The sequence below is a fragment of the candidate division KSB1 bacterium genome (assembly GCA_034521575.1).
GTDB lineage: Bacteria > Zhuqueibacterota > Zhuqueibacteria > Residuimicrobiales > Krinioviventaceae > JAXHMJ01.
In genome coordinates, this window is sequence record JAXHMJ010000005.1 from 1,104,928 (window position 1) to 1,127,425 (window position 22,498).

Below are 22,498 nucleotides of genomic sequence, written 5' to 3' on the forward strand. Positions count from 1 at the left end.
TCTCTTCATGCGTACGTCGGCCCAACGACAACCATCACCGGCGCGCGCGCCTTTGGCGCGTCCGGTGAATAATTTTATGATGTTTTTAATCCGCCGACCATCTTGCCTCAAATTGATCTCTTTCCATTTTTAAGCCTTGCTTGATTTTATTTGAAATATCCGCATTCATCATAGGCAACATATTCAAACTTTGGCTCACTGCGGCTCGTATACCTGCCAAACAAGTTTTTGTTTTAATCCAATTCTGAGGGCTAAAAACTCTATTGGAGGGTTGCGGCTCATTTGCAGCCGACTCCAAAGCAAAGTTCAGAGATCTTCCGGCTAAATCAACTATTTGGTCCATAAGATCAAAATCCTTTGCTCTATTAATAGCTATGCTTGGATCAGGTACGCTTTCCATTGGCATAGAATTTGATACACCGAAACAAACCGAGATTGCATAAAGGTGGTGATATGGGGCATAGGCACGCATTGCCAGTAAACTTTCATTCAATCCTAGCGGATTATTTTTTTCCCATTTTTCCCAAACCTTTTTCATCCAAACGTTTAACGCCTGAGCTTTTTCAGCAGAGTAGTCCTTTTTAAATAGTTGATCAAAATACTTATCAAAAATTCTCGTTTCACTATACGCTATATTAGGTCTCTGTGAATGCCACGTGATCAAATATTTTCCTAAATTAAGTAAATCCAACACATAGTCTTTATCTTTGGTGGCAGGAGGAATTTCACCTCTTTTGCTTACAAAATATCCATTGGAATATTTCTGTTCATAGGATTTTTTAATATTTAGAACTCTTTTGTCATTACTTCTAAGATCCCTCGGCTTGACGGCGCTTTGCGAATTTGTGTTGATACTTATTTTGTCGCCACGCTCCCGCTGGGGGATTTCATAAAACCGAAAAAGAATATAGGTGTCGTCTAATTGTTTTACTTTTTCGCTACAATTTAAAATTGTTGTTATAGATTGGCATCCGTTCACAACGCTTAAGCCGTGAAGCTTTAATTTATTATTGTTTAATGACAACTTATTACAAATAGCTGTAATTCCGTTATGATAGAAAAAAAAGTCCTTGTGTTGGTCGGAATATATTGTACTTTTAATTCCTTTATTTACCCTGTTGCTTAATCCCAAACTTTGTCTAACATTTTTTTGAAATAGGGTGCCATCCTTTATTCCGGGCATTTTAATGCACTCTTTGAGGGGTAGAGCGGCCACCACCACTTTGTTGCCAGCAATTTCAATCTCCATAGCTTTACTGTTGGCCAAACTGACCTCATGATTAATCGTTGGATTATCCTTTTCAAGAGCAAGATCGTAACGCCTTTTCAATTCGTTCTTATCAACTATTTTGATATTTGCATAAAAATCGTTAGTTTCACTAAGCTCCACTAATTGAGCTTGAAATGTATCCAAATCGGCTTTTGCTGCTTCAGTTAATTCACCGGTTGTTATAAGCTCAAATTCAATTTCGTATTCATCTTCAAGTGCTTTAGCAACCTCGGACAACTTTCTTTTTAATTTACCATTCCCAACCTCTTGCAGTCTGACCAAATCTTTTAATTGTATCCAAGAGGACAATACTTCACGTAGTGGTTCCGCATCCACAGATCCATTACCAATGAATTTGCCTTGAATGACAAAGACAGTTTGCTGATTGTCATCAATAAATAAGGCATCAATCTGCTTGTCATCAGCACCATCTGTCATATCATCTTGGGTTTCATTCATATCTCTCAAATGAATGTTGCGTAAATACCACGCAACAAATCGTTGCCCATCATTCGGAAAATATTGCTGATAGAATTTTTCTTTAATTTCATCGGTAATTTTTTGATAAATCATTACTTTCTCCTAACAAAGTAAAGTATCAAAACATAACATCAACATATAATTTATCAGACTAATATAGCTATTCATTTTTTTCTACTATTAGAAAACATTCAGGGCTCTATAAATTTTCCAGTATTAGAAAAAAGTCAAACCGCTATTCATCAACTCTGCCGGCACAACACAGGTACCCGCCAGATGTTACAGTGATCAACTGCCATAAAATTCAAGGGATAGCGATTTTTAACGCTATTTCGAACGCTATGTGAAAAAAACAATTTAAAGACAGGCGGGCAGAAATTGCCGCTGGTACACCCCTGAACGGCTCCGTGTGGGGTTCGTTTCCAAACCTGTACAACCCCAAGCGACACCCCGCGTTTTATTGTTTTTGCATTTTATTGATATTTTTGCAAAGATGCAAGGAAAAGTTACGAGTTTTAAGCGGTCATATACTGCTTTGAAAAAAAGCCAATGCATTGAAACAGGATATCCGGGGCAGACAAACACACTCGTTCTTCTGTCCGATGCACGTGTGTCCGCGTCATCCATGTTCTATGAATCAGCTGCAAAAACGGCACAATCTGGGTTTATTGCAGGTGCGCATCGAGTCGTTCCAAAGTCAGGCTGTCACCGCAGGGGCGATCCGGGCTGTTTCAAAACCCTGGATAATAACAAGCGATCCAAAACAGCAAAGCCGCCGCGAAAAAATTCAGAGGGATCTCATTCCCCCCCCGAAAGCTCGGGGCTAAGCCAAACAACAGCCGATCAACATGTTGTACAGAAATATAAACGATCTATCGAGTGAAATCCACCATCACTGAATAAATATGCAAACAAAATATTTCACAGCTACGCGCTTTGCTTTTGGATTCAAAATCACCACGGAGAAAATTTAGAGGTTTGCAGCTCCAAGAGACTACTCACATTTCATAACCAGGCGCTTTAGCGCGTGGACATCAATATTCCCAAGGGGGGGTTAGCCCACAAACACGGCGATCTGTCCATTATTCGTCTTGATCAACCGGTAATTTGGGTAATTCCTGCAGTTGACGAACATACAGAGCCTCGTCAAACGCAGTTTCAGTTTGCATGATGCTATAGATGTGAGCCATAACAACTGAAGCGATCAATTCTTTGGCTTTTTGTTGAGAATATCCTTCTGAAACAAGACGATCCAATGTCTTTTTCGTCTCCGCCGGGTTATTGTAGCGAATCTGATTATTAACGACCCGGATTAACAACTTTTTTATTTTTGGATTCTGCTGCATTTTATCCTCCTGTATAACAGGTCACGGCTAATCTGCAAAACCGTTCAACCAGGTTGAGTTGATTCCGGGTGAACAGTTTGGCTTTTTGGACTCTTTCATATCCGATACGCAAGGCGCGGGCATAGGTTTGCACGTTTTTGCCGGCCGATTTTTCACCAGATTTTCAAAGAGCGATTCTTTGTACAGCTCGTCACAAGTCGTAATGATTTTTTCAACCGCAGAACTGTCTTTTGCTTCCAACAGCGGCAGGGTCGCGATGAGTATATCCTGGTTGGCAAGGGTCCCGGATATGTCTTTCAATTCTGCCAGATAGCGGTTGGACGCAGCATAGTGGCGCCGCACAAATTTTGTTTCAATATCAACAGGCGGCGGTAAAGGCCTCAGGATTGGCCCATTCAAACGCTTTCTCCTTTCAACACCGTGCGCAGGGCAGCATAGAGCTTTGCAGCATCACCCATTCAGGTTTCGAATGATCAGTCCGTTTCCGTTCCGGTCCGCCCTTGTCTTTTGTCTCATTATTAATTAAATTATTTATGCCGAAAAACACAAGCCCTTTTTTTTAAAGTCGACTTGATGCAGCGGTTCCATCACCATTTTTCCATTACCGGCAAAAAGATTCAGATCATCACCCACATCGATCTGAGCCTCCTCAAGAATATGTTTGGGTAGCGTGTAATCCCTGACTGTTTCCCCATGTTTTGATTCCAGTATGCATATTATAACCTCCTTTACATAGTAGGATATCGCAAGTCTATACATTATATCAAAAAAATCAAAAAGAGCATCATCGGAAGAGATCTTTAAGCAAGGTGTCATTGTATGACTGCGGGGCGAAAGCCCCCTTGAAGACGTCAGGAGGATACTGAGCTGCACACTTGCACCATCCCCTTGCATTGAGTGTGGAATGATTTTGAATCCAATCCCAAAGCGTATGCCTATGAAACAGGTCACTCGCCAAAGTTGCCGGTATCCTTGCGTTACCCTGTTTGCCTCCGATGCCGAAAATATTTTGAAAAAATAACTTGCATTTTCGCATCAATTCAATTAAAATAAGATTCATCCAGTATCCGGCCCGTACCCAATCGAGACGTGTGCGTTACTCCTCTTGATTTTACCGGGCCGGATTCTTGAAAATTAACAGCATAGTGATATTAATGCCGGGGGCACATATTATAACACGGCATTTCAAAACACCCGGCTTTTACATTTTCAACAACTTAGACAGTACGTACTGCGGTACGTTCTGTTTCAAATCGGAGAGATTTTTATGAGCAGAAAACGGACACATGGTAGTGGGCGGGAAAAAATCCGAAAACTTACCAGAACATCAAAATACTCCTATTACATCACGATCCCCAAAGCTTACATTGACAAACTGGGCTGGCGCGAACGGCAAAAAGTGGTGGTAGAGTTGGAGGGTGAAACGCTGGTGGTGCGGGATTGGGAGGAAAATGGAGAATAGCACGATCTGCCGCCGCTTCCGCTCATCATCGGACAAATGATCACCCTCGTGCAGCCCGTGCACCAATGTGGAGGACCGGCGTTTGCACAAAAACAGACCGGCGTTGCCGTCCAGCCATGTTTTGCAGGAGAAACAGTCTACACCCCATAGTGCACCCTCCACTGCCTCCCTGCAATCTCGTCAAATTTCCGTGTCATCTCTGCATCCCGGTTTGTCCATTGGGGGATGGGCTTTTTGGCGTTGGTATTGACCTTGCGGCGGCCCATGCGCTTCAGATAGCGGCGCGTGTCCTCATCCGCAATGCCGAGAAAGCGGTTGATGCGGTACAAGCCTTTTTTTCCGGGATTTAGGGAAATATCTTCAAACGCGATTGAGATGGATTCAGAAACGATTTCTTGCATTTGGCGGAGAATCTTTTTATATATATAAAGCAAAAACACCCCGGATAATCGGGGTCAAAATACCATCACTTTGGACAGCAAAAAGGAAACAGACATGAAAAAACTGATTTGGACAGGACTGGCGCTGGCCGTCATCGGATCGGGATGCAGCGGCAGTCAGGCGCCGGAGAGCATCGGCAGCATCCACCGCGACGACGCACGTATCAATACACTCATCCCGCAGGATGCGGTCATCGAGGCGCTGGCCGAGGGATTCGAGTGGAGCGAAGGACCGGTCTGGTCAAACAAATATGAATCCGTGCTGTTTAACGATATTCCGGAAAATACCACCTATCAATGGAACGACACGGACGGGCTGTCGATTTTTCTACGTCCGGCAGGGTATGCCGTGGGCGACAATCCGCCGGGCAATGAACTGGGAAGCAATGGGTTGTATGTGCATCCGCAAACTGGCGATCTGCTATTCTGCGATCACGGCAACCGCTGCATCGCCGTGTTAAACCAGAACAACTGGACCAAATCCATTCTGGCGGATCGATATGAGGGAAAAAAGCTCAACAGTCCCAATGATCTTGTCATCAGCTCAACCGGGCACATTTATTTTACAGATCCCCCTTATGGGCTCAAGCGCCCGGATTTCCCGAATCAGGAACTTGATTTTTCCGGCATCTTTCATCTCACTCCGGATGATGAACTGATCCTGGTGTCCGACGAACTGGATCGGCCGAACGGCATCGGCCTGTCTCCGGACGGCAAAACGCTGTATGTGGCCAATTCCGGAAAACGCAAACTCTGGCTGGCGTTTGATGTGGCAACAGACGGCAGCCCGGGAAAATCGCGCGTCTTTTTCGACGCCACCGGTTTTGACAAATACGGCCGGGGCGGCGGCTGTGACGGTCTGGCCGTGGATGAACAGGGCAATATCTGGGCGACCGGTCCCGGCGGTGTGATGGTGTTCACCCCCGAGGGCGAGCACCTGGGCAGCATCGAAACCGGCACCGCCATTTCCAACTGCTGTTTCGGCGGAAAACACGGCAACGAGCTGTATATGACCGCGGATATGTATTTGTGCCGCGTCAAGGTCAATGTAAAAGGGCTCGGATTTTAACTGCAGCAACAATCCCGGCACGAAAAAGCAGTGCATATTTCTTTTATCGACTATTAAAACAGCTGACCCCATCAAAGGTACAAATAGTTGTGGTCAGTTGTTGATCAATGAAAACTCTCAGACAGGGTGGGTCGCGGAGAAAACCCGGATGATAAACGGTATTTCGATAGACACAGATATCCCTATAGACTTTTTGCGGGGAAACCCGGGGGCCCTGAATCATTTTAAAACCATCATTCGCCCGGCAGAAAAGACCGCATTCACCGTTCTTATTGTCAGCGCGGGATGATTATATCATTGCCTTCATTCGGCCAGCGCGACCGGATGGACACGGTGTCGGAATAAACGAAAAAGACTTCCGCCGGCTGCCAGGGTAAGGCCTGTCCATAGCTGTAGCGGCCGTTCTCATCCGCATCGCGAAATCCCTGCAGCAGATAATCTCCCGGCAACAATCCCCGGAAGCGGAACGGACCGTCCGTCGGCAGGATGATTCTATGGGGTTTATCCGCATTTCGTTTGCGCGCGTACAGAAACACCGGACCCTGCGCAGCGGTATCCGGATCAATGACCGTACCGGCGATCTGTGACAGGGTATCGGGATTCCAGGTTTCAAAGTCCTGCTGCACCAGGGTATCGCTCAGTGCATTTCCGGCCCGGTCGGTTACAGCTGTGACGTCGAGACAAAAGCGATAATGGGTATGCGGCGCCAGTGAATCGGGAACAAAGCGCATACGCGCCAGATTCGGCCATTCAAAGCGTCCGCCTATCGTATCGGCACCCAGGGTATCGACCAGCGAAAAGGCCTGCTGCACAGACCACTGGTCCATGGCTTCGGAAAAGGTCATCTCAATTGGCGTGTCCGGTGGCTGCAGGCGGGTGGTGTCATTGGGGAACCGGGCTATAACCGACGCGGCGGCCGTATCCGGCTGAGCGGCGCCGTCAAATTCCAAAGTCGCGGAATCCGGCGGCAGGGGATTGTAAAACGTATCGTAAGCTTTGGAAATGCGCATGCGGTACGGGCCGGGACGCTGGGTTCCGGTCACCAGCCGCAGCACAGCGTTATTGCGAGAGTCCCAATAAGCATCGTATACAGCCAATGTATCGCCATTCCGGGTCGGGGGCTGCAGAAACAGGGAATCCGGATGCGTTAGCATAGCTTTGGAGAAACGCACATTCAGGTGTATGGCATCGGGAGCCTCCGCCCTGGCGATCACCGGCGGCATCGTATCGCGCATCGCGGTGCGGATCCCGATCCACGGCGTTTCAGACGAGTCCGTGTACACATCGGCGGGCGCCACACCCAGCTTGTCGAATCCGGCGTTGTAGAGATTGTTGAGATCACGGTCCAATACGGCAAACAGACGATACCGGCCCGGAGCCATATAGTTGAGAGAAAACCCGCCGTCTTCCCCCACCTGGGTGATATACAGAGGCGACTGCCGGGCCGGATCAGGATTTAATGAATCATTGAGAGAATAAGCCCAGACTTTGGTTCCTTTGACCGGTTGATCCGAGTACACCTGTCCGGTTAATTGTCCGCGGTCAATAGACTCGCCGGTCGAAAACGCCAACGTAAAGGAATATCTCATGGAATTGCTGCGGCGGTCGCGGGTCCCGGCGCCGATAGTGATCACATAGGTTTTGTCCGGCATCAGGGGATCCTTAAACCGGAGGGTCAGTTCCCGGTCTTTTTTCCAGTCAAACTGCAGACGGTCGCGACTGACGAACGGGGTGATAAACACGAGTGGTTCACAGGAATTGGGCTGCACCGGTTCGCTGAACCGAATAATTACATCTGTCTGCGCCGAGACGCCGATGCTGTCTGCAGCAGGCACGGTTGAAAGCACAACCGGCGGGGTTTCATCCACCGGACCGCCGCCGGGATAGCCCTGTGAGGCGCAATGCAGTCCTGCAATCACTGCCGGCATCATGATGAGTATCAAACAAAAACGTCTCATAACCTCTCCGTTGTCTTGGATTGCCCGGTTTGCCTTAATATCGACTCGAGTTGATTCAGCACCCGGTCGGCTGTAAAGTGTTGTTTCACATAATCAAAGTTAAACAATCCCATGCGAATTCGCAACGCTTGATCGTCCGTTAGCTGTTTTAAATAGCTGCAAAGGATATCCGGATGCGGTTCATCACAGAGAAACCCCATTTTCCCATGCTGAAAAAAATCCTTGATACCGCCAGCGGGACAAGTGACCACCGCGCATCCGAATGCCATTCCTTCCAGAACGGCGGTCGGCATACCTTCCCCGTAAGTGGTGGGCAGCAGCAGCACATCGGCCTTTTGCATCAGTCTCTTTTTGTCCTCACCCTGGACAAACCCGTGAAACCGCGCCGGAACTGATTGCGTTTGTGCATGCTGCTGTGCAGCTGTTAATTGCGACCCGATCCCGGCCACATTTAGCTGGACATCCGGATGTGAGTATTGCAGCTGTTTGACCGCGTCCAGAGCGGGAAACAGACCTTTGCCGGGCTCCAGCCGCGCCATGAACAGAATGCGCAGGCCCGGGGAGCCGGCTGTTTCACGAATACGCTGCTCATCCCAATCCGCGGTCTCGTCGTCATTGACAAACGTGGACAACCGGTACACCTTTCCTTTGAATCCCTGTTTACAAAGTGCAGACTCGAATTCAGAGGCCAGTACAATCACCGCCTCTGTCTTGAGTAATGCAAACCGGATGAATCCGGGGGCCAGTTGCTGCATTTTGTTTACAAACGACCAATCCCAGCCGTGAATAAAAACCACCGCTTTTTTGCGCCTGACCCGACATACATGCACAAACAGCATGTCTCGCATGACGGATTTGAATCGCATCGAGGTATTGATCAGGACAATGGAATTGCGGGAGAGTTTCTGATTAAAACGGATAATATCGCCGACAAAGCGCAACACATTGCGAAACAAACCGGATTGCCCCAGACGTTTGCCGGTGATCATCAGATCAACAGGCAGGGTAAATTTGGGAACAAGGTGACGGAAAAAGTTACCGATTCCGCCGATACTGCGGATATCCTGGGTCAGGCATAATACACGACTGTCCGCTTTACCGTAGCTTCCGCATGAATACCACGGGGAGAAGAAGGAGGGGTAAAGTCCAGGGGACGGTCCGCCTGCAGATTCAGATTATCAAAGGCTACGGCATCGTTGTACGATCCCAGTCCCAGTTGTCCGGCGGGCAGGGACAGCGACAGTGAGAAACAGAGTTTTTTATTTACAGCGGCTTTGAGTTCACCATTGTAAAAAGCCAGATCAAACCGATGCTCCTGATCCAGATTGACCGTCAAAGGATACTCTTGAAACAGCACGCGTTCGCCGTTTTCAATATGATTCACCGCCACATTATATGTGTGTACCTGAACATACCAGTAGTTAAACGCGTCTTCATAGGCAAAGACCACCGCGTAATCGGCGTGTGCGTTGGAGAGCAGGTCTTCCAGGCTTGACACGTGGCAGCGCAGATAAAACCGAGTCGAGTAAAATATACTGTGAGGGATAATCATATACTCTCCCAGACGTTTTCCGCCCGGACTGTCAAAGGATGTGGATTCCAGAACAAGAGCCCGGTCTTTACCCTGTGGAATTATGTTCCATCTGTCCGGATTCAGAAACTGATAAGAGCTGAACGTGGAGGATTCAAAATCATCAAACCAATCTTTGAGAATCACAAAGCGCGGGGAATCCACACGGATCAGAGGAACGGGAGTCACCGACTGGTCTGTCAGGTTACGCACAGTGACATAATAGGACATCCCGGTTTGCAATTCGGACACATTCAGGATCACAGTCTTTTCATCCGCGTCCAATACAGCGGAATTGACCGACCCGGAGGGATAGAGCGAATAATTGGATACCGTTTCCGCGGTCAGACGGCTGAGGGGCTGTGAGAATTTGATTTGAACGGAATGCCTGCCTGCGATCTCGACGTCACGAATCCGCGACACGCTAAAATCGGCCGGAGTGGTCAAGGATACCGTGGCGGGCTGTTCGGAGAGATTGCCGGCATTGTCCACGGAATAAACATTATAGCGATAAAACGTGCCGGCATCGAGTCCCGCATCGAAAAATTCCGTATTGAACACATCCGTGATATAGCTGCCATTGCGGTATAGTTTGTAAAAGCGGGGCTGATCGCCGTCCCGAGCCGCGTCCGGAGTGGTCCATTCTAGTCTGATGGTATTCGAATTGTCTTGATATCCCTGCAGATCATCCGGTTTCAGAGGCGGGATATCGTCCGGGTCCGAGGACTGTTGGCGCGCCGGTATTTCAAACATAAACAGATCACCGTAGGATGTGTTATAGGTGCTTCGAAACACGATGCGGTTGCCCTGGCGATTGATGACCGCGTCCGGCGTGGCAAACTTGCCGGTCCGGCCTTGCACAGGCCGGGAGCGGTGATGCAGCAGCCGCCTCACCTGGCCGGAGCCGTCTGTGGGAATTTCAAGAATCTCGCCCCAGAACGGCGCCCAAAGTTCATAGGGATCATCGGTGCGTGTAGAGGTCAGGGACACATACAGATAATCGCCGCCGTTGACGGAATTGCAAGCGGACATGCTGTAATGCGACCAGATCGGCACGTCTTTGAGCAGCCGCACATAGCCGTCGCGCAGGCGGATCGATATAAAATCGCCGGTGCTGATGCCGTCCAGGGCGTCAAACTCGGGATAACTGGTGGTGCCGGCGCAATAGACCACCTGTTCGCCGTAAGCATCCACTCCGGTCTCCCAGTGAATGATGCCTGGGTAAATTTGCCGCTGAAAATTCCAGTTTTTGTCATAGACCTCGATGCCGCGATAGCGTCCGATTCCGGGATCGGTCCCCCAGGCCACAATGATATAATCGCCGCGCGCGGAAATGGTCGCATAATCCACACCCACTGAACCCGATTTTGATCCCAGACTGCCCAGATCAAAGGTGCTGACCGGGTGCTTTACATCTTTGATGAGATCATAGACAAACATTTCCTTTGCATCGCCGTCCAGCACCCAATAGCGGCCGTCATCCGACAGGTCGCCCTCTCCCCCGGATGGACCGATTTCACTGTACTCGTCGAACTTGCGCAGCACCACATAATCGTTCATACTGCGCACATCGTAAAGACGAATCTCGTTGCCCACATAATTGTAAAAATGATAATTGGGATCCATAGTGACAGTCACCCCGTTCACGGTGTACTGTTTGGCCAGCGCCCAGCGGATCTGATAGGGACGGATATGGTCGCGTCCCAGCAGTTTGATGCGTTCGCCGGTCAGGCCGTTATAGAGAAATGTGGTTAACGGGTAATTGTCGCCGTCCCACTCGTTCTCAATGGCCAGAAAATAAAATCCATCCTTGTTAAAATAGCAGATTTCCGCGTTCGAAAAGTATCCTCCAACCACCTCATCGTTGAATCGGGAACTGTTGGTCATGCGGGTCACCCGAGTGCCAAACACCGGATCGCTGTAGGTACTGCCCACAGATAATGGCGGATGAAAGCTGTCATAATCCGGGGGAATGATTTTTTTATCCGTGTATAGCCCGATTTGTTCAGCTGCAGAGACGAGCCCGCCACCAAAGATCGCCAGACTGCAGAAAATAGCTGTAAAAAACTTCATTATAACCTCAAAATAATTAGAATGTTTAATCAATTCAGCGGCGTTTTCGGAATAATCGGTTCCAGGCCAGTTTTCCCATCAGGAATATAAATACCGTGTTGGTGATACAATAACGCTTCCACATGCGCCGGGGTTCCAGGATCAAGCGGAACAGCCATTCCAGGCCGGTTTCCTGCATCCAGCGGGGCGCCCGGCGCGTCGCCCCGCCCAAAATGTCAAAACTGCCTCCCACACCATGAATCACCCGGACGTTCAGATCGTTTTTGTGCCGTTTCACCCAGTTTTCTTTCATGGGTGTTCCCATTCCCAGCAGCAGTATATCCGGATCGGCTTTATTGATAGAAAGAACGGTCTCTTCCTCATCGTTCATGGTTTCAAAATATCCGTGCCGATAGCCCGCAATATTCAGATTCGGAAACACGGTCTGCACGTAATCGATAGCTGATTTCAGCACAGCCTGACGGGCGCCCAAAAAATAAATCGTATAGCCTTTTTGAGCAGCCAGCCGGATCAGTTTTTCCATCAAATCAGTGCCGTTCACGCGTCCCGGAAGCGGATCACCCATCAGCCGGGATGCCCACACAATGGGCACGCCGTCCGCGCCGACCAGATCGGCATTCCAGAGCACGTCGCGCAAATCAGGATCAGATTGAGCCTTGACCAGCTTGGCCGCGTTGATCACCACGATATGACATTGTCGTTTTTCTATAATCGCGGATTCCAGCCGCTGCACACAGCCGGATATCGACATGTGATCCACAGGACAACCGAGTAGATTTATTCTGTGAAATGTCAGCTCATTTCCAATTCGCGAACGCACGCATCAGCCTCCGGTTTTCATAAGCTCGTCGTACACCGTCTCAAAAGCGTTTATCATGGCTGTTTGTGAAAATTTTATCTGAACGCTATGCCGCGCGGATTCTCCAACCGTCAGTCGTTCCGGATTTTCAGTAAGACTCTGAATCTCGGATGCCAGGGCCCCGGCGTCACCGGGAGCGCTCAAATACCCGGTTTTTCCGTGCTCGATCAGCTCCGGGTTGCCGCCAACCCGGGTGGCCACAACGGGTTTTGCCAGATACATAGCTTCGAGAATCGTATTGGAACAGCCTTCCACCTGACCGGAGGACAATACCACGGCATCGGCCGCATGGTAATAATTGGACACGTCGCTGCGCGTTCCGGTAAAGACAATCCGATCCCGAATCCCGAGCTCTGCAGCCGTCTGTTCGCAAGCGGAGCGCAGCGAGCCATTGCCGACGATAAATGCATAGACCGGCGCAGAAGACTGTACTGCCCGGTGCACGGCATCAATAAAAGTCATGGGATCCTTGACTGTCTCCAGACGCCCCACCCAGGTCAGGATAAACGCCTGTGCCGGAATGCGCCACTGTTCGCACAGCTCGTGGCGGCTGCGGGTTATGAAAAGCCGATCCGGATCCAGACCGTTATAGATCACCCGCACCTTTCCGGGCGCTGCTCCGCGGGACATCGCAAATCGTTTACCCGCCCGGCTGTTGGCAATGATCAGGTCCGATTTGCGCATGACGAATTTTTCGGCGAACACGTAAAATCGGCTACCGGGGGTCGAATAAATCACCCGCGCCGTACGTTCCATACTGATGACCCGGGGAATACCGGCATAGCGGGCCGCCATCAATCCCCACAGCCGCGCTGATACATTATAAGACTGCAGAATCGAAAAACGGCCGCGTTTCAAAACGAAAATCAGCCGGAAAAATGCAAACAGGTCAAAAGCATTGCGTTTGTAAAGCCGAACGAGTCGGATTCCGGGGCGCACGGGTACTTGAGATTCCAGTTCATATCCGGCATACAGCACAATCACGGTTATCCGGAACCGCTGCGCATCCAATCCTTTGACCAGAGACAGCAATTGCATTTCAGCGCCGCCGGTCTGCAGAGACGGAATTAGAAACGCGAGATTTATTTTATCGGGTTGCTGCATACTCTGCCCGGTTTTTTTAGGCATATCCCAGTTCACGCATCTGGTTCCAGATCTCTTTATCGAATCCGAAATGGGTAGATTTTGCCACATGCGGGGTAAACGCATCCATCCAGCTTTGCAGCCCGGATTCACACTGTTGTACGTATGGCGCATCGGACGTATAGCGGTTAACCGATTCCGCACGGTCGGCATTCATATCAAAGAACTCGTGATCCCCGTCAGAGGCCCGGATCAGTTTATGATTCGTGGTTTGATAGGCGCGCAGATCGCGTAAATAGTGTCTGAATTCTTCCTTTGTCAAGTCCTTGCGTCTGTTGAGCCAACGGTCTACCATCAGCTCGGGGTTATAGGTTTCGGTCAGGACCGCCGTACGCAAAGCTCCGCTTAAAAACGATTGACCCTGACAATCCCGACTATATGGCCAGTCTATACCCAGCCCGTCCAGGAGGGTCGGCACAATATCCACGGTTTGCGTGAGCGCCGCCGAGCGTTCGTTTATTCGGAACCAGTCCGGGTAACGGACAATCAGGGGCACACGGATCAACTTGTCATAAAGACAAAAAGCATGCCAAAAATATCCCTTTTCCCCCATATTTTCGCCGTGATCCGAGGTAACCATCACCACGGTATCGTCCCAGAGGTTTTGTCTGCGCAGCCAGTCGAACAATCGTCCGAGGCGCCAGTCCAGATAGGCAATTTCGCCGTCATACAATTCCAGATAGTGGCGCACATCGGTTTCGCTAAACCCGACATGACCGGCAAAATATCCCATATGGTCGAATTTGAGGTATGCGCCTTCTTTCCAGTGCGACCCGGAAAAAAAGCGTCGGCGGTACGGATACGGCGGAAAATAAATGGAATGCGGTTCCTGGTAGTGAATATAGGCGAAAAACGGCCGATCCGGTTGGCGCGCCCCGATCTGCTGGAGGAACGCGGATTCCGTGGCGCAGGCGCCGTCATCTCGAGTCAGCATCCTGCGTTTGTTCGATTGATCCAGCCAATCTTTGATATAAAACCGGGCGCGCATGGGCACGGCATCTCGAAGCGTCCGGTACCAGTCCGATTCGCCGGAACTGTGGTCGCCCGGCTGCGATTCGGGTTTTCCCTGATAGAGGAATGTATCAAACCCCTTGTCCAGTCCGGTGCGGCTGCTGACGTACATATTATTGGAAAAGGATAAAGTCTGATAGCCGTGCTCCCGGAGAATCTGCGGCAGCGTGATAAACTCCGGATCCAGATAATAGTATTTATTGGTATATCCGTGCACCGTCGGATACAGGCCGGTGAGCAGTGACGCCAGCGACGCGCCGGTCCAGTTGGCGGCGGTAAATGTATTGTCAAACGCCACGCCCTCGCGGGCCAGCAGGTCCAGGTTGGGGCTGGTTTCGCGCGCGCAGCCGTAACAGGACAGCCGGTCGGATCGCAGACTGTCGATGGAAATCAATAAAATATTCGGGGGTTTATTCGGCATGCTGCTCCTGATGTTTCAAATACGATTCGAACAACCATCTGACCCACAACGTCTGCGGCCGGCAAGGTTCTGACACCCAATCAAGCCCGGAGGATGTATTGACATAATAGCCGCCTGCCTCGTACAACGGACGGTCCTTGTAGCCATAGGACATTTCGGAGACGACAAAATCATCTCCGGTGAACAGGATATCGTAACACATGGAATCAAAATGTAAGGTTTTATTCAATTCAAGGCAATAGCGAATGACAGGTTCGGGAACCGGGCGTTCATAATCGATCACGCCGCTGCCGCTGGCCCGGAAATCATGGCGCCGGTTTTGCCGCCAGAATGCATAGGCATAACGGTCGCCGATTACGGTGACGCGCAGATCCGCGGGATTTCCGCCGATAAACTGCTGCACATAGGCCAGGGCCGAGGTTTCGAACGGCGCATGCAGCCGCTGCCAGACGCGCATCCAGAACCAGGAGGAGAACAGGTTGGACAGTTTGGCGCGAACCGCCCCGTTCTGGCATTTTTTGTCTTCGTAAAGGGGAACCGCAAACTGCCGCTGCAGCTGCCGGCGGGCGTTTTTCCGGGATTGCAGCAGCTTTACATGTTGCCCGGCTGCACCGTCCGATTGTTTGAACACCAATGGAAACTCGCTGTGATCCATCACGCGGTCCGTCCAATTGTGATCCATGAACACTCGGGTTTGCGGTGTTTTGATATCATAATACGTAAACAGATAATGCTGCGCGGCCTTGCTTTCAAAATGCCAGATGCTTTCATAATTGGGAAGCACGCGTTTACCGGAAATCTTTTGCATAAAATACACTTTTTCCTTGAAAAACAAAGCCGATTTCACCCCCATGAAATGAGGTTTCCAAAGCACGATATCAGCATCCTGAATCTGTTGCATCCAGTCCGGCGCCTCCATATTGACCGTTTTATAGTCAAAAGGAAACCCGGCATTTTCGGATTTCAGGGCCTGGACAAACCGTGTATGCCAGTTCAGTTTATCCTTGCCCACCGCGATAATGCAGCTCATACGCTCCTCTTGTTGGGAATTTTCCATCCGGTTTGCCTGCGAATAAACTCGAATATACCCCGCGCCCGGGTTGGATAGGTGTAAGCGGACACCTGTTGTTTTGCCGTCCGCGCCAGCTGTGCAGCAAACGACGGATTGTCCAGCGCCTTGCGAATACCGGCAGCGAGGTGTTGCGGGCTGCCCGGTTTGACGAGTACGCCGTTGCGGCCGTCGTCAAGAACTTCGCGAAACACCGGCAGATCACTGGCCACAACCGGAGAACCGGCGGCCATATATTCGAACAATTTCAGCGGCGACGTATAATCGCGCAGCGCATAATCCGGAGTATTGGGCAGTACCAGTACATCGGCGGCTGCCTGATAGTCGCCGACAACCCGCGGCGGCACAAACCCGGGCAGATGCACATTATCGTATTGATCCGCGCGCGTCATGCGCCGTAGTTCCGCTATGGTACGCGGCGCCCCGCCCAGCAGATAAAATTGAGTTTCGCTATCAGCGAATTCGGCCGCGCGCACCACGATCTCGGCGCCTTTACCGCGGGAGAATCCGCCGGAATAAACCACCAGATTTTTCTCCGGATGGGGGATGCTTAGCTGCCGACGCAGCGCCTGTTTATCTGCAACCGTGTGATCGACCTGGCGCACGCCGTCCGGCGCCACATGAATGCGCCCGGGATCAAGATTGAATTCCTGTACTAAATCCTGTTTCAATGCCTGCGTGATGCTGACAATACCGTCACAGCGGCAAACCACAGACCGGAACAGTCGTTCGGGTTCCTGGGACAGGGCATGAGCCTCGATAAACACGCGCACCGGTTTTTTCTGCAGCAGGCGTTTGTGCTTTAAAAATACAGCCGTTGAATTCAGATTGCGTGAATATATTGCAGTCGGCTCATCGAACGCATGATCGGTTATCTGACTATAAATAAAAGCACCGGTGGATAAAATAACAGAGGCGCCGCCGATTCCCGGAAGCAGTTTTCGATCGCGCGCGGTTTTGTGATAGCCAATGTCAATCCCGTAGCGCGGTTTGCTCAAACTCAATGCAGACGGCAGGATGCGCATGTTAAACGGAGTCTCAATGCCGTAAAATAAAAAGATATCATCCGAATGATAGCCCGCCATATCATGAAACCAGGGCCGCACAAACGTCAAATCCACACCAAGCCGTGCAAAGGATTCCGCCACATGCATCTGCTGAATACTGACGGCATCCCGGGTGGGGAACCTTTCGTTTGAAAAATAGAGCAGTCTCAACATGCAGGCTCCTCCCCGCTCAATTGTCCGCGAAACAGATAAAGCAGCCCGTAACCGGCAAGCAGACGCAGCAGACCAATCGACAGCAATGCAAGGGCCGCGCCGGTGACCGAGAAAGCCTTGACCATGACGTACAGCAGGCCGATGTAAAACAAAGTGCTGACCATATTGACTCGCGTATACCAGCGCAGCGCGACATTATTCAGTTTGCCGACTATGAGACTGGATGACAGGGTGTAAATCAATTTGAGCGCACCGGCAGCGGCCAGAATACGCAGCACGCCGACACCGCTGTCATACTTGCCGCTGTACAGCAAGTGCAAAATCGGCCGGGCAAAAACCACAAAAGCGGCCAGCAACAGCAGGGACAACGCTCCGACCGCGAGACTGATGCGTTTGATGCGCACAGATGCGGTACGGCCGAATTCGGGCACCCAGACATACTTGCCGGCGCGTCCCAGAATACTGAAACCGCGAACGGGCACCAGACAGGCCGCATATAGACCCAGCGCTTCATAGCCGAGCAGGTAGGGAATCATCAGGCTGTCCATCGAGTTCATCACCGTGACCGCGATCTGGGAACCCATCAGGATGAATCCCGACCGATAATACTCACCCGGTACCGGCGTCGGGCCGGAAGGTATGGATTTCAGAGCATACAGGGTACCCGCAACAGCGACAAGTGCCAGCATGCCGACATAGCCCGTCACAACAGAATACAGATTAAGCACAGAAAACAGACCCAGTAGTAAAAGCAGCGGCAAAAACAGTCCCCGGAATCCGTTCAGGATCAAAATTGCACGGTTGTATCGCTGCCGGCTGCGCACCAGATTGGATACGAACAGGATCAGGGTATAAAAAAGACAAGCAACCGCCAGCATCCATACGTTAAAGCCGTTCAGGTCATAGATGAAAAACGCAGCAATCACGGCAGCTGCGGATAAAATCATAGCTACGCACCACACCTTCCGGAACGCCGCATGCCAGTTGTATGTTTCAGGGGAATGACGGCTGAAAAATCGCGCCGTAGACAAATCCTGTCCCCAAATGGTCAAAGGCGGTATAAACAGAATCAGGGTGCGCATCAGAGAAAACTGACCAAAGTCGGATTGGGGCAGAGACCGGGCCAGCACAATGGAAGACAGCGCGGCCAGGATCATAATCAGACCCAGGACAAACGACACGCCCCCGATATGTTGCAGCATCTTTTTCAAGATTCACCGATCCCCGGCTGCGCGGATTTTGTAGTCTGCATATGTGAGGACGCCGCTGCAATGGCCATAATAATGTAAAACGGGGCATAGCCGCTGGGCGGATGTTTATCCACCAGGCCATGCAGACACATAGCGCCGATTCCGGCCAGCAAAGCCATATTGATAACGGCGATGGTTTTATGGCCGGATTTTAACGTCTGCAGCAAACCCTTGATCAGCATGATCATCAGCAGCATAAGCATGCTAAATCCAATCACACCCGTCTCTCCCATCACCAGGAGATACATATTGTGCACCGGGCGCGAGATCGTCTCAAACTGCAGTCCCAGAATGCTGTCATTGTACTGCCGCATCACTTCCTGGTAATTGTTGATGCCGACACCGCCGATGGGATTGTCCGTGATCAAATTAAAGGCAATACGCATCATGGGAATGCGGCTCATAGCGGATCCGTGATCCTCTCCGTAAAAACGTTGATAGATCATATCCGAGAACACAAACGAAACCACGATCAACAGGAAAAGCGTGAGAAACGCAGGGCCGACCAGGGCTTTCCAGCGCACACGCCTTGACTTGAGCAGGAAAAAAAAGAGGACACCCATGGCAAATACAAAACTGACCCAGGCGCCGCGCGAGCCGGTCATGATGAGAGCAATCAAACCCAGTCCGATAATGGCGGTTAATGCAAATTTGTACAGCTTGCGCGTTTCAATAAAAAAGAGGGCGACGCACAAAGGCAGCAGAATCTCCAGATACATCGCCAGCCGGTTGGGATGGCCCAGAGTTCCCATCACGCGCCAGGGTCCTGCGCCCGGTCCGTCTATACTGGCCTCACCGAAAAACGCCAGGCCCAGTGTACCGCCGGTCACGGTTTGCAGCAGAGCGATCATGCCCTGCATGCCCACGGTCAGGGCCAGCATCCAGACAAGAAATCTGAGGTCCTGCGGTTTTTCCAGATAATTGGCCAGCACCAGATACATAAAAAACAATTTAATCATTTCAACAATCTGCATAATCGCCAGATCAAACTGCGGCGCCCACAGGAGTGTGATAATACAAGCCTGAATGTATAAAATTGCAGGCACGGACAGACGCGGATAAAAGTGCATATCCACATTCGGTTTGCGGACAGCAAGCTCGAACAAGCGGAGAAACAGCAGGATCAATACAAAAATATCAATAGCAGAAATGCCCATGGTATGGGCGCCGGCCTGATTTCTGAAATGATGATAAAAATTTACATCAATATGCAGAGGGATCAGCAGCACGATACCGCCCATCAGCAACTTGCGCACATTACCGATAATCAGAAGAATGAACGGAAAGCTCAGAGCAGCAAGGGCGGCCATCAGAATTTTGGTCGACAGATCGGACAGTACAAAAAAAGACAGTCCGATTCCCAGAGCCAGCAGCAGGAAAAGAAGGACCTGTAAGGATTTGGTATATTTCAACGTATCGAGCATAAATAGAGTCCCGTGTGCAGGGCGTGCGCAGTTACGAGGGATTGAGTTTGGATTTGAGCAGAAAATATATACCCTGCGCGGTGAACAGCAGAATATACGGTTCCACAGGAATCCTGTAGCGCACCTCTGCAGCGATCAGAGAGTACCCTGCCGCCATTGAGAAAATGGTCAACATCATCAAGAGCGTACGATGCTCGAACGGATGATCGGTGATCAGCCCGAGAATCGCGAGCAGAAATACCGGCAGCATGACCGCAATACTCAGCGCTTTGACCCATCTCCACACACCAAACCGCGCCACCGGCACGACCCGGGAATCCTTTTTACGCATCCGGGACAAATAGTCCTGATCTTTCATATCCAGACGGTCGGGATACAGCGCCCAAAAATGTTTCATCTCACCAAGCATGAATTTAACAGAGCGCACAGGATTCATAGCATAGTTCCGGGCAATTTTCAAGATTGAATCATCATCCGTGCCTGTGGGATTGGATTTGAGATAATCGGTGGTTTCGGCAAAGCCGCTTTCAATTTCTTTTTCATTTGATGATGACTGTTCAAGATCCGGGAAAACCGTATGCGGCACCATACGAACCAGGGTAAACCGGCCGTATTTTTGATAGTTATTCATCGTCCAGGGCGTCAACACGAGCGCAAACAAAACCGCAAACGAAACAACATGCAACAGTCGGGCTTTGCAGCCGAAATTTTTACTCAACAGCAGCCAGAGCAGCCAAAAGGGGAAAATAAAAAAGATACAGGGGATGGTCAAAGCAGAGACTCCGGCCGTCAATCCGGCCAGCGCATAATATCCGATTTCCCCCTGCTCTTCCGCATTCAGCAGCAGCAGGGTGGTCAGCGCCAGAAACAACGTAAATATATTGGTCGAGTATAAAATACCCGTAATCAGGACAAAGTGCGGAAATACCGCCGCCAACCCCGCTGCGATGAGCGCCCGTTTGTGATCAAACAACCGGATACCGATCTGATAGATCACCCAAATCAGTGCCAGACCGGCAATGATTTCAAAGAGTCGCATCGCGGTAAAAGACGGACCGAAAAGCATATAGACGCCCGCCATGATGACAGGATACATCGGCGATCGATTGTATTGCTCTCCGAACCCCTCACCCGCTACAAGTTGTTTCGCCGCACGATCATAATGGCGTGTATCCGTGAAATAAATCCCGTTCGGATTCAGAATACACAGAAATGCCACTCTGATCAGCAGAGCCAGTGTAATCACTATTAAAAGTTGAGACGTTTTTGTCTTTAGCATGCGCTCCTCTACCCTCGAATTCTCATATCCAGAACCTGTCCGGATTCCTCTTTAGACTCTCATATCCAGCGAAAAATCTGATAGAACCAACCGCCGGGTCAAAACCCATCGTATTGTTTCTCACTGCCGTGCCCGCAAGGATTCAAAGCATGCATCAAAAAGCCGTACCCTTGTCCGATTCCGTAACTCAAATGCGTGGCAACATAAATTACAAATAAATTTGCAAAGTACAATGGTTTTCCGGCTTTCAGGGCGGCGAAAATACTGTAACAAAAAACAAACAGGCAATACAATAAAAACGGCACGGCCGGCCAGACGGATAAAAAACCAAACACAGCCGCAAGCAGGCAAATCACCAGCAACAGCGGCGCAAACAATATGGGTTCGACAAAGCGCGGATGTTTCAAAATCAGGCGGGCCCGTCCTTTGCCGTAAACAAACATATTCTGCATCCAGCTGCCCGGACTGTCGCGCATAAAGTGCACCACCGCGGCATCTTTTAGATACAAGAGCCGGTACCCCGCCTTTGAAAGGCGAAAACTGAGGTCCTGATCTTCACCGATATTTCCCAGCGCCTCATCAAATTTCAGCGCTGCGATCTCTTTTTTACGGTACAACACATTCACAGTGGGCAAATGCGGTACATAACAATCGGATTCAAAGCGTTTACCCTGTACGGAACCATGACTTCCCAAAAAGGTGTTTAAAAAAATATTCAGCGTCGTGTAAAATCTCCCCTGGTCCGGCGGCGGGACATTGGCGCCGCCCACTCCGACCAGTTTGGCGTCTGTTTCCGCATAGTGCCTATAACCTTCAGCGAGCCGTTTCAGCCAGTTGTGCGGGGCCGTGCAGTCCGAATCGATGTACGCCACATAGGGAGACTGGGCTTCGGCCAACCCTATATTACGGCTTTTGGCGATATTGCGGACCGGATTGACCACGACTCTGGCGTTGGCATGCCGGGAGGCGTTTGTGTGCAGCCATTCCAGTGTGCCGTCTGTGGACTGATTATCGACAAACACTATTTCATACAAATCATCTCTGAAAGTCTGACGCACAAGCGATTCAAAGCAGGCTTTGATAGTCTTGATGGCGTTGTAACAGACAACAACAATTGTGATTCGGGGCATATTCATGGATTTCGCGGCTGCTGA

General features: G+C 50.2%; 19 protein-coding genes. 2 read left to right on the forward strand and 17 right to left on the reverse strand.

The window, feature by feature from the left end; all coding sequences use genetic code 11:
* Window positions 1-85 precede the first annotated feature (85 nt).
* From U5R06_17995 to U5R06_18010, 4 genes are all read right to left on the reverse strand, one after another.
* Window positions 86-1,843 (reverse strand): AIPR family protein, encoded by a 1,758-nt coding sequence (locus U5R06_17995; GenBank protein MDZ7724640.1) that lies wholly within the window; start codon window positions 1,841-1,843, stop codon window positions 86-88.
* A gap of 989 nt (window positions 1,844-2,832) precedes the next feature.
* Window positions 2,833-3,096, reverse strand: coding sequence for a hypothetical protein (locus U5R06_18000; protein ID MDZ7724641.1), 264 nt, complete (start codon window positions 3,094-3,096; stop codon window positions 2,833-2,835).
* 27 nt (window positions 3,097-3,123) lie between these two features.
* Window positions 3,124-3,495 carry a Fic/DOC family N-terminal domain-containing protein gene (locus tag U5R06_18005; GenBank protein ID MDZ7724642.1) on the reverse strand — a complete coding sequence of 124 codons (372 nt, stop codon included), beginning with the start codon at window positions 3,493-3,495 and terminating at the stop codon, window positions 3,124-3,126.
* Window positions 3,496-3,627: 132 nt separating this feature from the next.
* On the reverse strand, window positions 3,628-3,855 hold the full coding sequence (locus U5R06_18010; protein ID MDZ7724643.1) for an AbrB/MazE/SpoVT family DNA-binding domain-containing protein: 228 nt from the start codon (window positions 3,853-3,855) through the stop codon (window positions 3,628-3,630).
* 508 nt (window positions 3,856-4,363) lie between these two features.
* Between U5R06_18010 and U5R06_18015 the strand changes: the two genes are divergently transcribed.
* Window positions 4,364-4,558 carry an AbrB/MazE/SpoVT family DNA-binding domain-containing protein gene (locus U5R06_18015; protein MDZ7724644.1) on the forward strand — a complete coding sequence of 65 codons (195 nt, stop codon included), beginning with the start codon at window positions 4,364-4,366 and terminating at the stop codon, window positions 4,556-4,558.
* A gap of 137 nt (window positions 4,559-4,695) precedes the next feature.
* On the opposite strand, the gene U5R06_18020 is transcribed toward U5R06_18015, so the two are convergent.
* Complete coding sequence (locus U5R06_18020; GenBank protein ID MDZ7724645.1) at window positions 4,696-4,959, reverse strand: hypothetical protein; 264 nt, start codon at window positions 4,957-4,959, stop codon at window positions 4,696-4,698.
* A 94-nt stretch (window positions 4,960-5,053) separates the two neighbouring features.
* Between U5R06_18020 and U5R06_18025 the strand changes: the two genes are divergently transcribed.
* Entirely contained in the window at window positions 5,054-6,067 is a 1,014-nt protein-coding gene (locus U5R06_18025; GenBank protein ID MDZ7724646.1) for an SMP-30/gluconolactonase/LRE family protein, read from the forward strand.
* 275 nt (window positions 6,068-6,342) lie between these two features.
* Here U5R06_18025 and U5R06_18030 read toward each other — a convergent pair whose 3' ends face one another.
* From U5R06_18030 to U5R06_18085, 12 genes are all read right to left on the reverse strand, one after another.
* The gene (locus tag U5R06_18030) at window positions 6,343-8,025 is read right to left on the reverse strand and encodes an Ig-like domain-containing protein (GenBank protein ID MDZ7724647.1); all 1,683 of its coding nucleotides are present in this window, start codon (window positions 8,023-8,025) and stop codon (window positions 6,343-6,345) included.
* On the reverse strand, window positions 8,022-9,014 hold the full coding sequence (locus tag U5R06_18035; protein MDZ7724648.1) for a glycosyltransferase family 4 protein: 993 nt from the start codon (window positions 9,012-9,014) through the stop codon (window positions 8,022-8,024). Before U5R06_18035 ends, U5R06_18030 begins: the two co-directional genes overlap by 4 nt.
* 80 nt (window positions 9,015-9,094) lie before the next feature.
* Window positions 9,095-11,668: a fibronectin type III domain-containing protein gene (locus U5R06_18040; GenBank protein MDZ7724649.1), complete on the reverse strand. Its 2,574-nt coding sequence runs from the start codon at window positions 11,666-11,668 to the stop codon at window positions 9,095-9,097.
* A 34-nt stretch (window positions 11,669-11,702) separates the two neighbouring features.
* The gene (locus U5R06_18045) at window positions 11,703-12,488 is read right to left on the reverse strand and encodes a WecB/TagA/CpsF family glycosyltransferase (protein ID MDZ7724650.1); all 786 of its coding nucleotides are present in this window, start codon (window positions 12,486-12,488) and stop codon (window positions 11,703-11,705) included.
* Window positions 12,489-12,491: 3 nt separating this feature from the next.
* Window positions 12,492-13,655, reverse strand: a complete 1,164-nt coding sequence (locus tag U5R06_18050) for a glycosyltransferase (GenBank protein MDZ7724651.1) — start codon at window positions 13,653-13,655, stop codon at window positions 12,492-12,494.
* Window positions 13,648-15,102 carry a sulfatase gene (locus U5R06_18055; GenBank protein ID MDZ7724652.1) on the reverse strand — a complete coding sequence of 485 codons (1,455 nt, stop codon included), beginning with the start codon at window positions 15,100-15,102 and terminating at the stop codon, window positions 13,648-13,650. The genes U5R06_18050 and U5R06_18055 overlap by 8 nt, the downstream gene beginning before the upstream one ends.
* On the reverse strand, window positions 15,092-16,132 hold the full coding sequence (locus U5R06_18060) for a hypothetical protein (GenBank protein ID MDZ7724653.1): 1,041 nt from the start codon (window positions 16,130-16,132) through the stop codon (window positions 15,092-15,094). The genes U5R06_18055 and U5R06_18060 overlap by 11 nt, the downstream gene beginning before the upstream one ends.
* The gene (locus U5R06_18065) at window positions 16,129-17,391 is read right to left on the reverse strand and encodes a glycosyltransferase family 4 protein (GenBank protein MDZ7724654.1); all 1,263 of its coding nucleotides are present in this window, start codon (window positions 17,389-17,391) and stop codon (window positions 16,129-16,131) included. The genes U5R06_18060 and U5R06_18065 overlap by 4 nt, the downstream gene beginning before the upstream one ends.
* Window positions 17,385-18,593, reverse strand: coding sequence for an oligosaccharide flippase family protein (locus U5R06_18070; GenBank protein ID MDZ7724655.1), 1,209 nt, complete (start codon window positions 18,591-18,593; stop codon window positions 17,385-17,387). The genes U5R06_18065 and U5R06_18070 overlap by 7 nt, the downstream gene beginning before the upstream one ends.
* 5 nt (window positions 18,594-18,598) lie before the next feature.
* Window positions 18,599-20,065, reverse strand: coding sequence for an O-antigen ligase family protein (locus tag U5R06_18075; protein ID MDZ7724656.1), 1,467 nt, complete (start codon window positions 20,063-20,065; stop codon window positions 18,599-18,601).
* Between the two features lie 31 nt (window positions 20,066-20,096).
* Complete coding sequence (locus U5R06_18080) at window positions 20,097-21,344, reverse strand: glycosyltransferase family 39 protein (protein ID MDZ7724657.1); 1,248 nt, start codon at window positions 21,342-21,344, stop codon at window positions 20,097-20,099.
* A 98-nt stretch (window positions 21,345-21,442) separates the two neighbouring features.
* Window positions 21,443-22,480 carry a glycosyltransferase gene (locus U5R06_18085; GenBank protein ID MDZ7724658.1) on the reverse strand — a complete coding sequence of 346 codons (1,038 nt, stop codon included), beginning with the start codon at window positions 22,478-22,480 and terminating at the stop codon, window positions 21,443-21,445.
* Window positions 22,481-22,498: the final 18 nt, after the last annotated feature.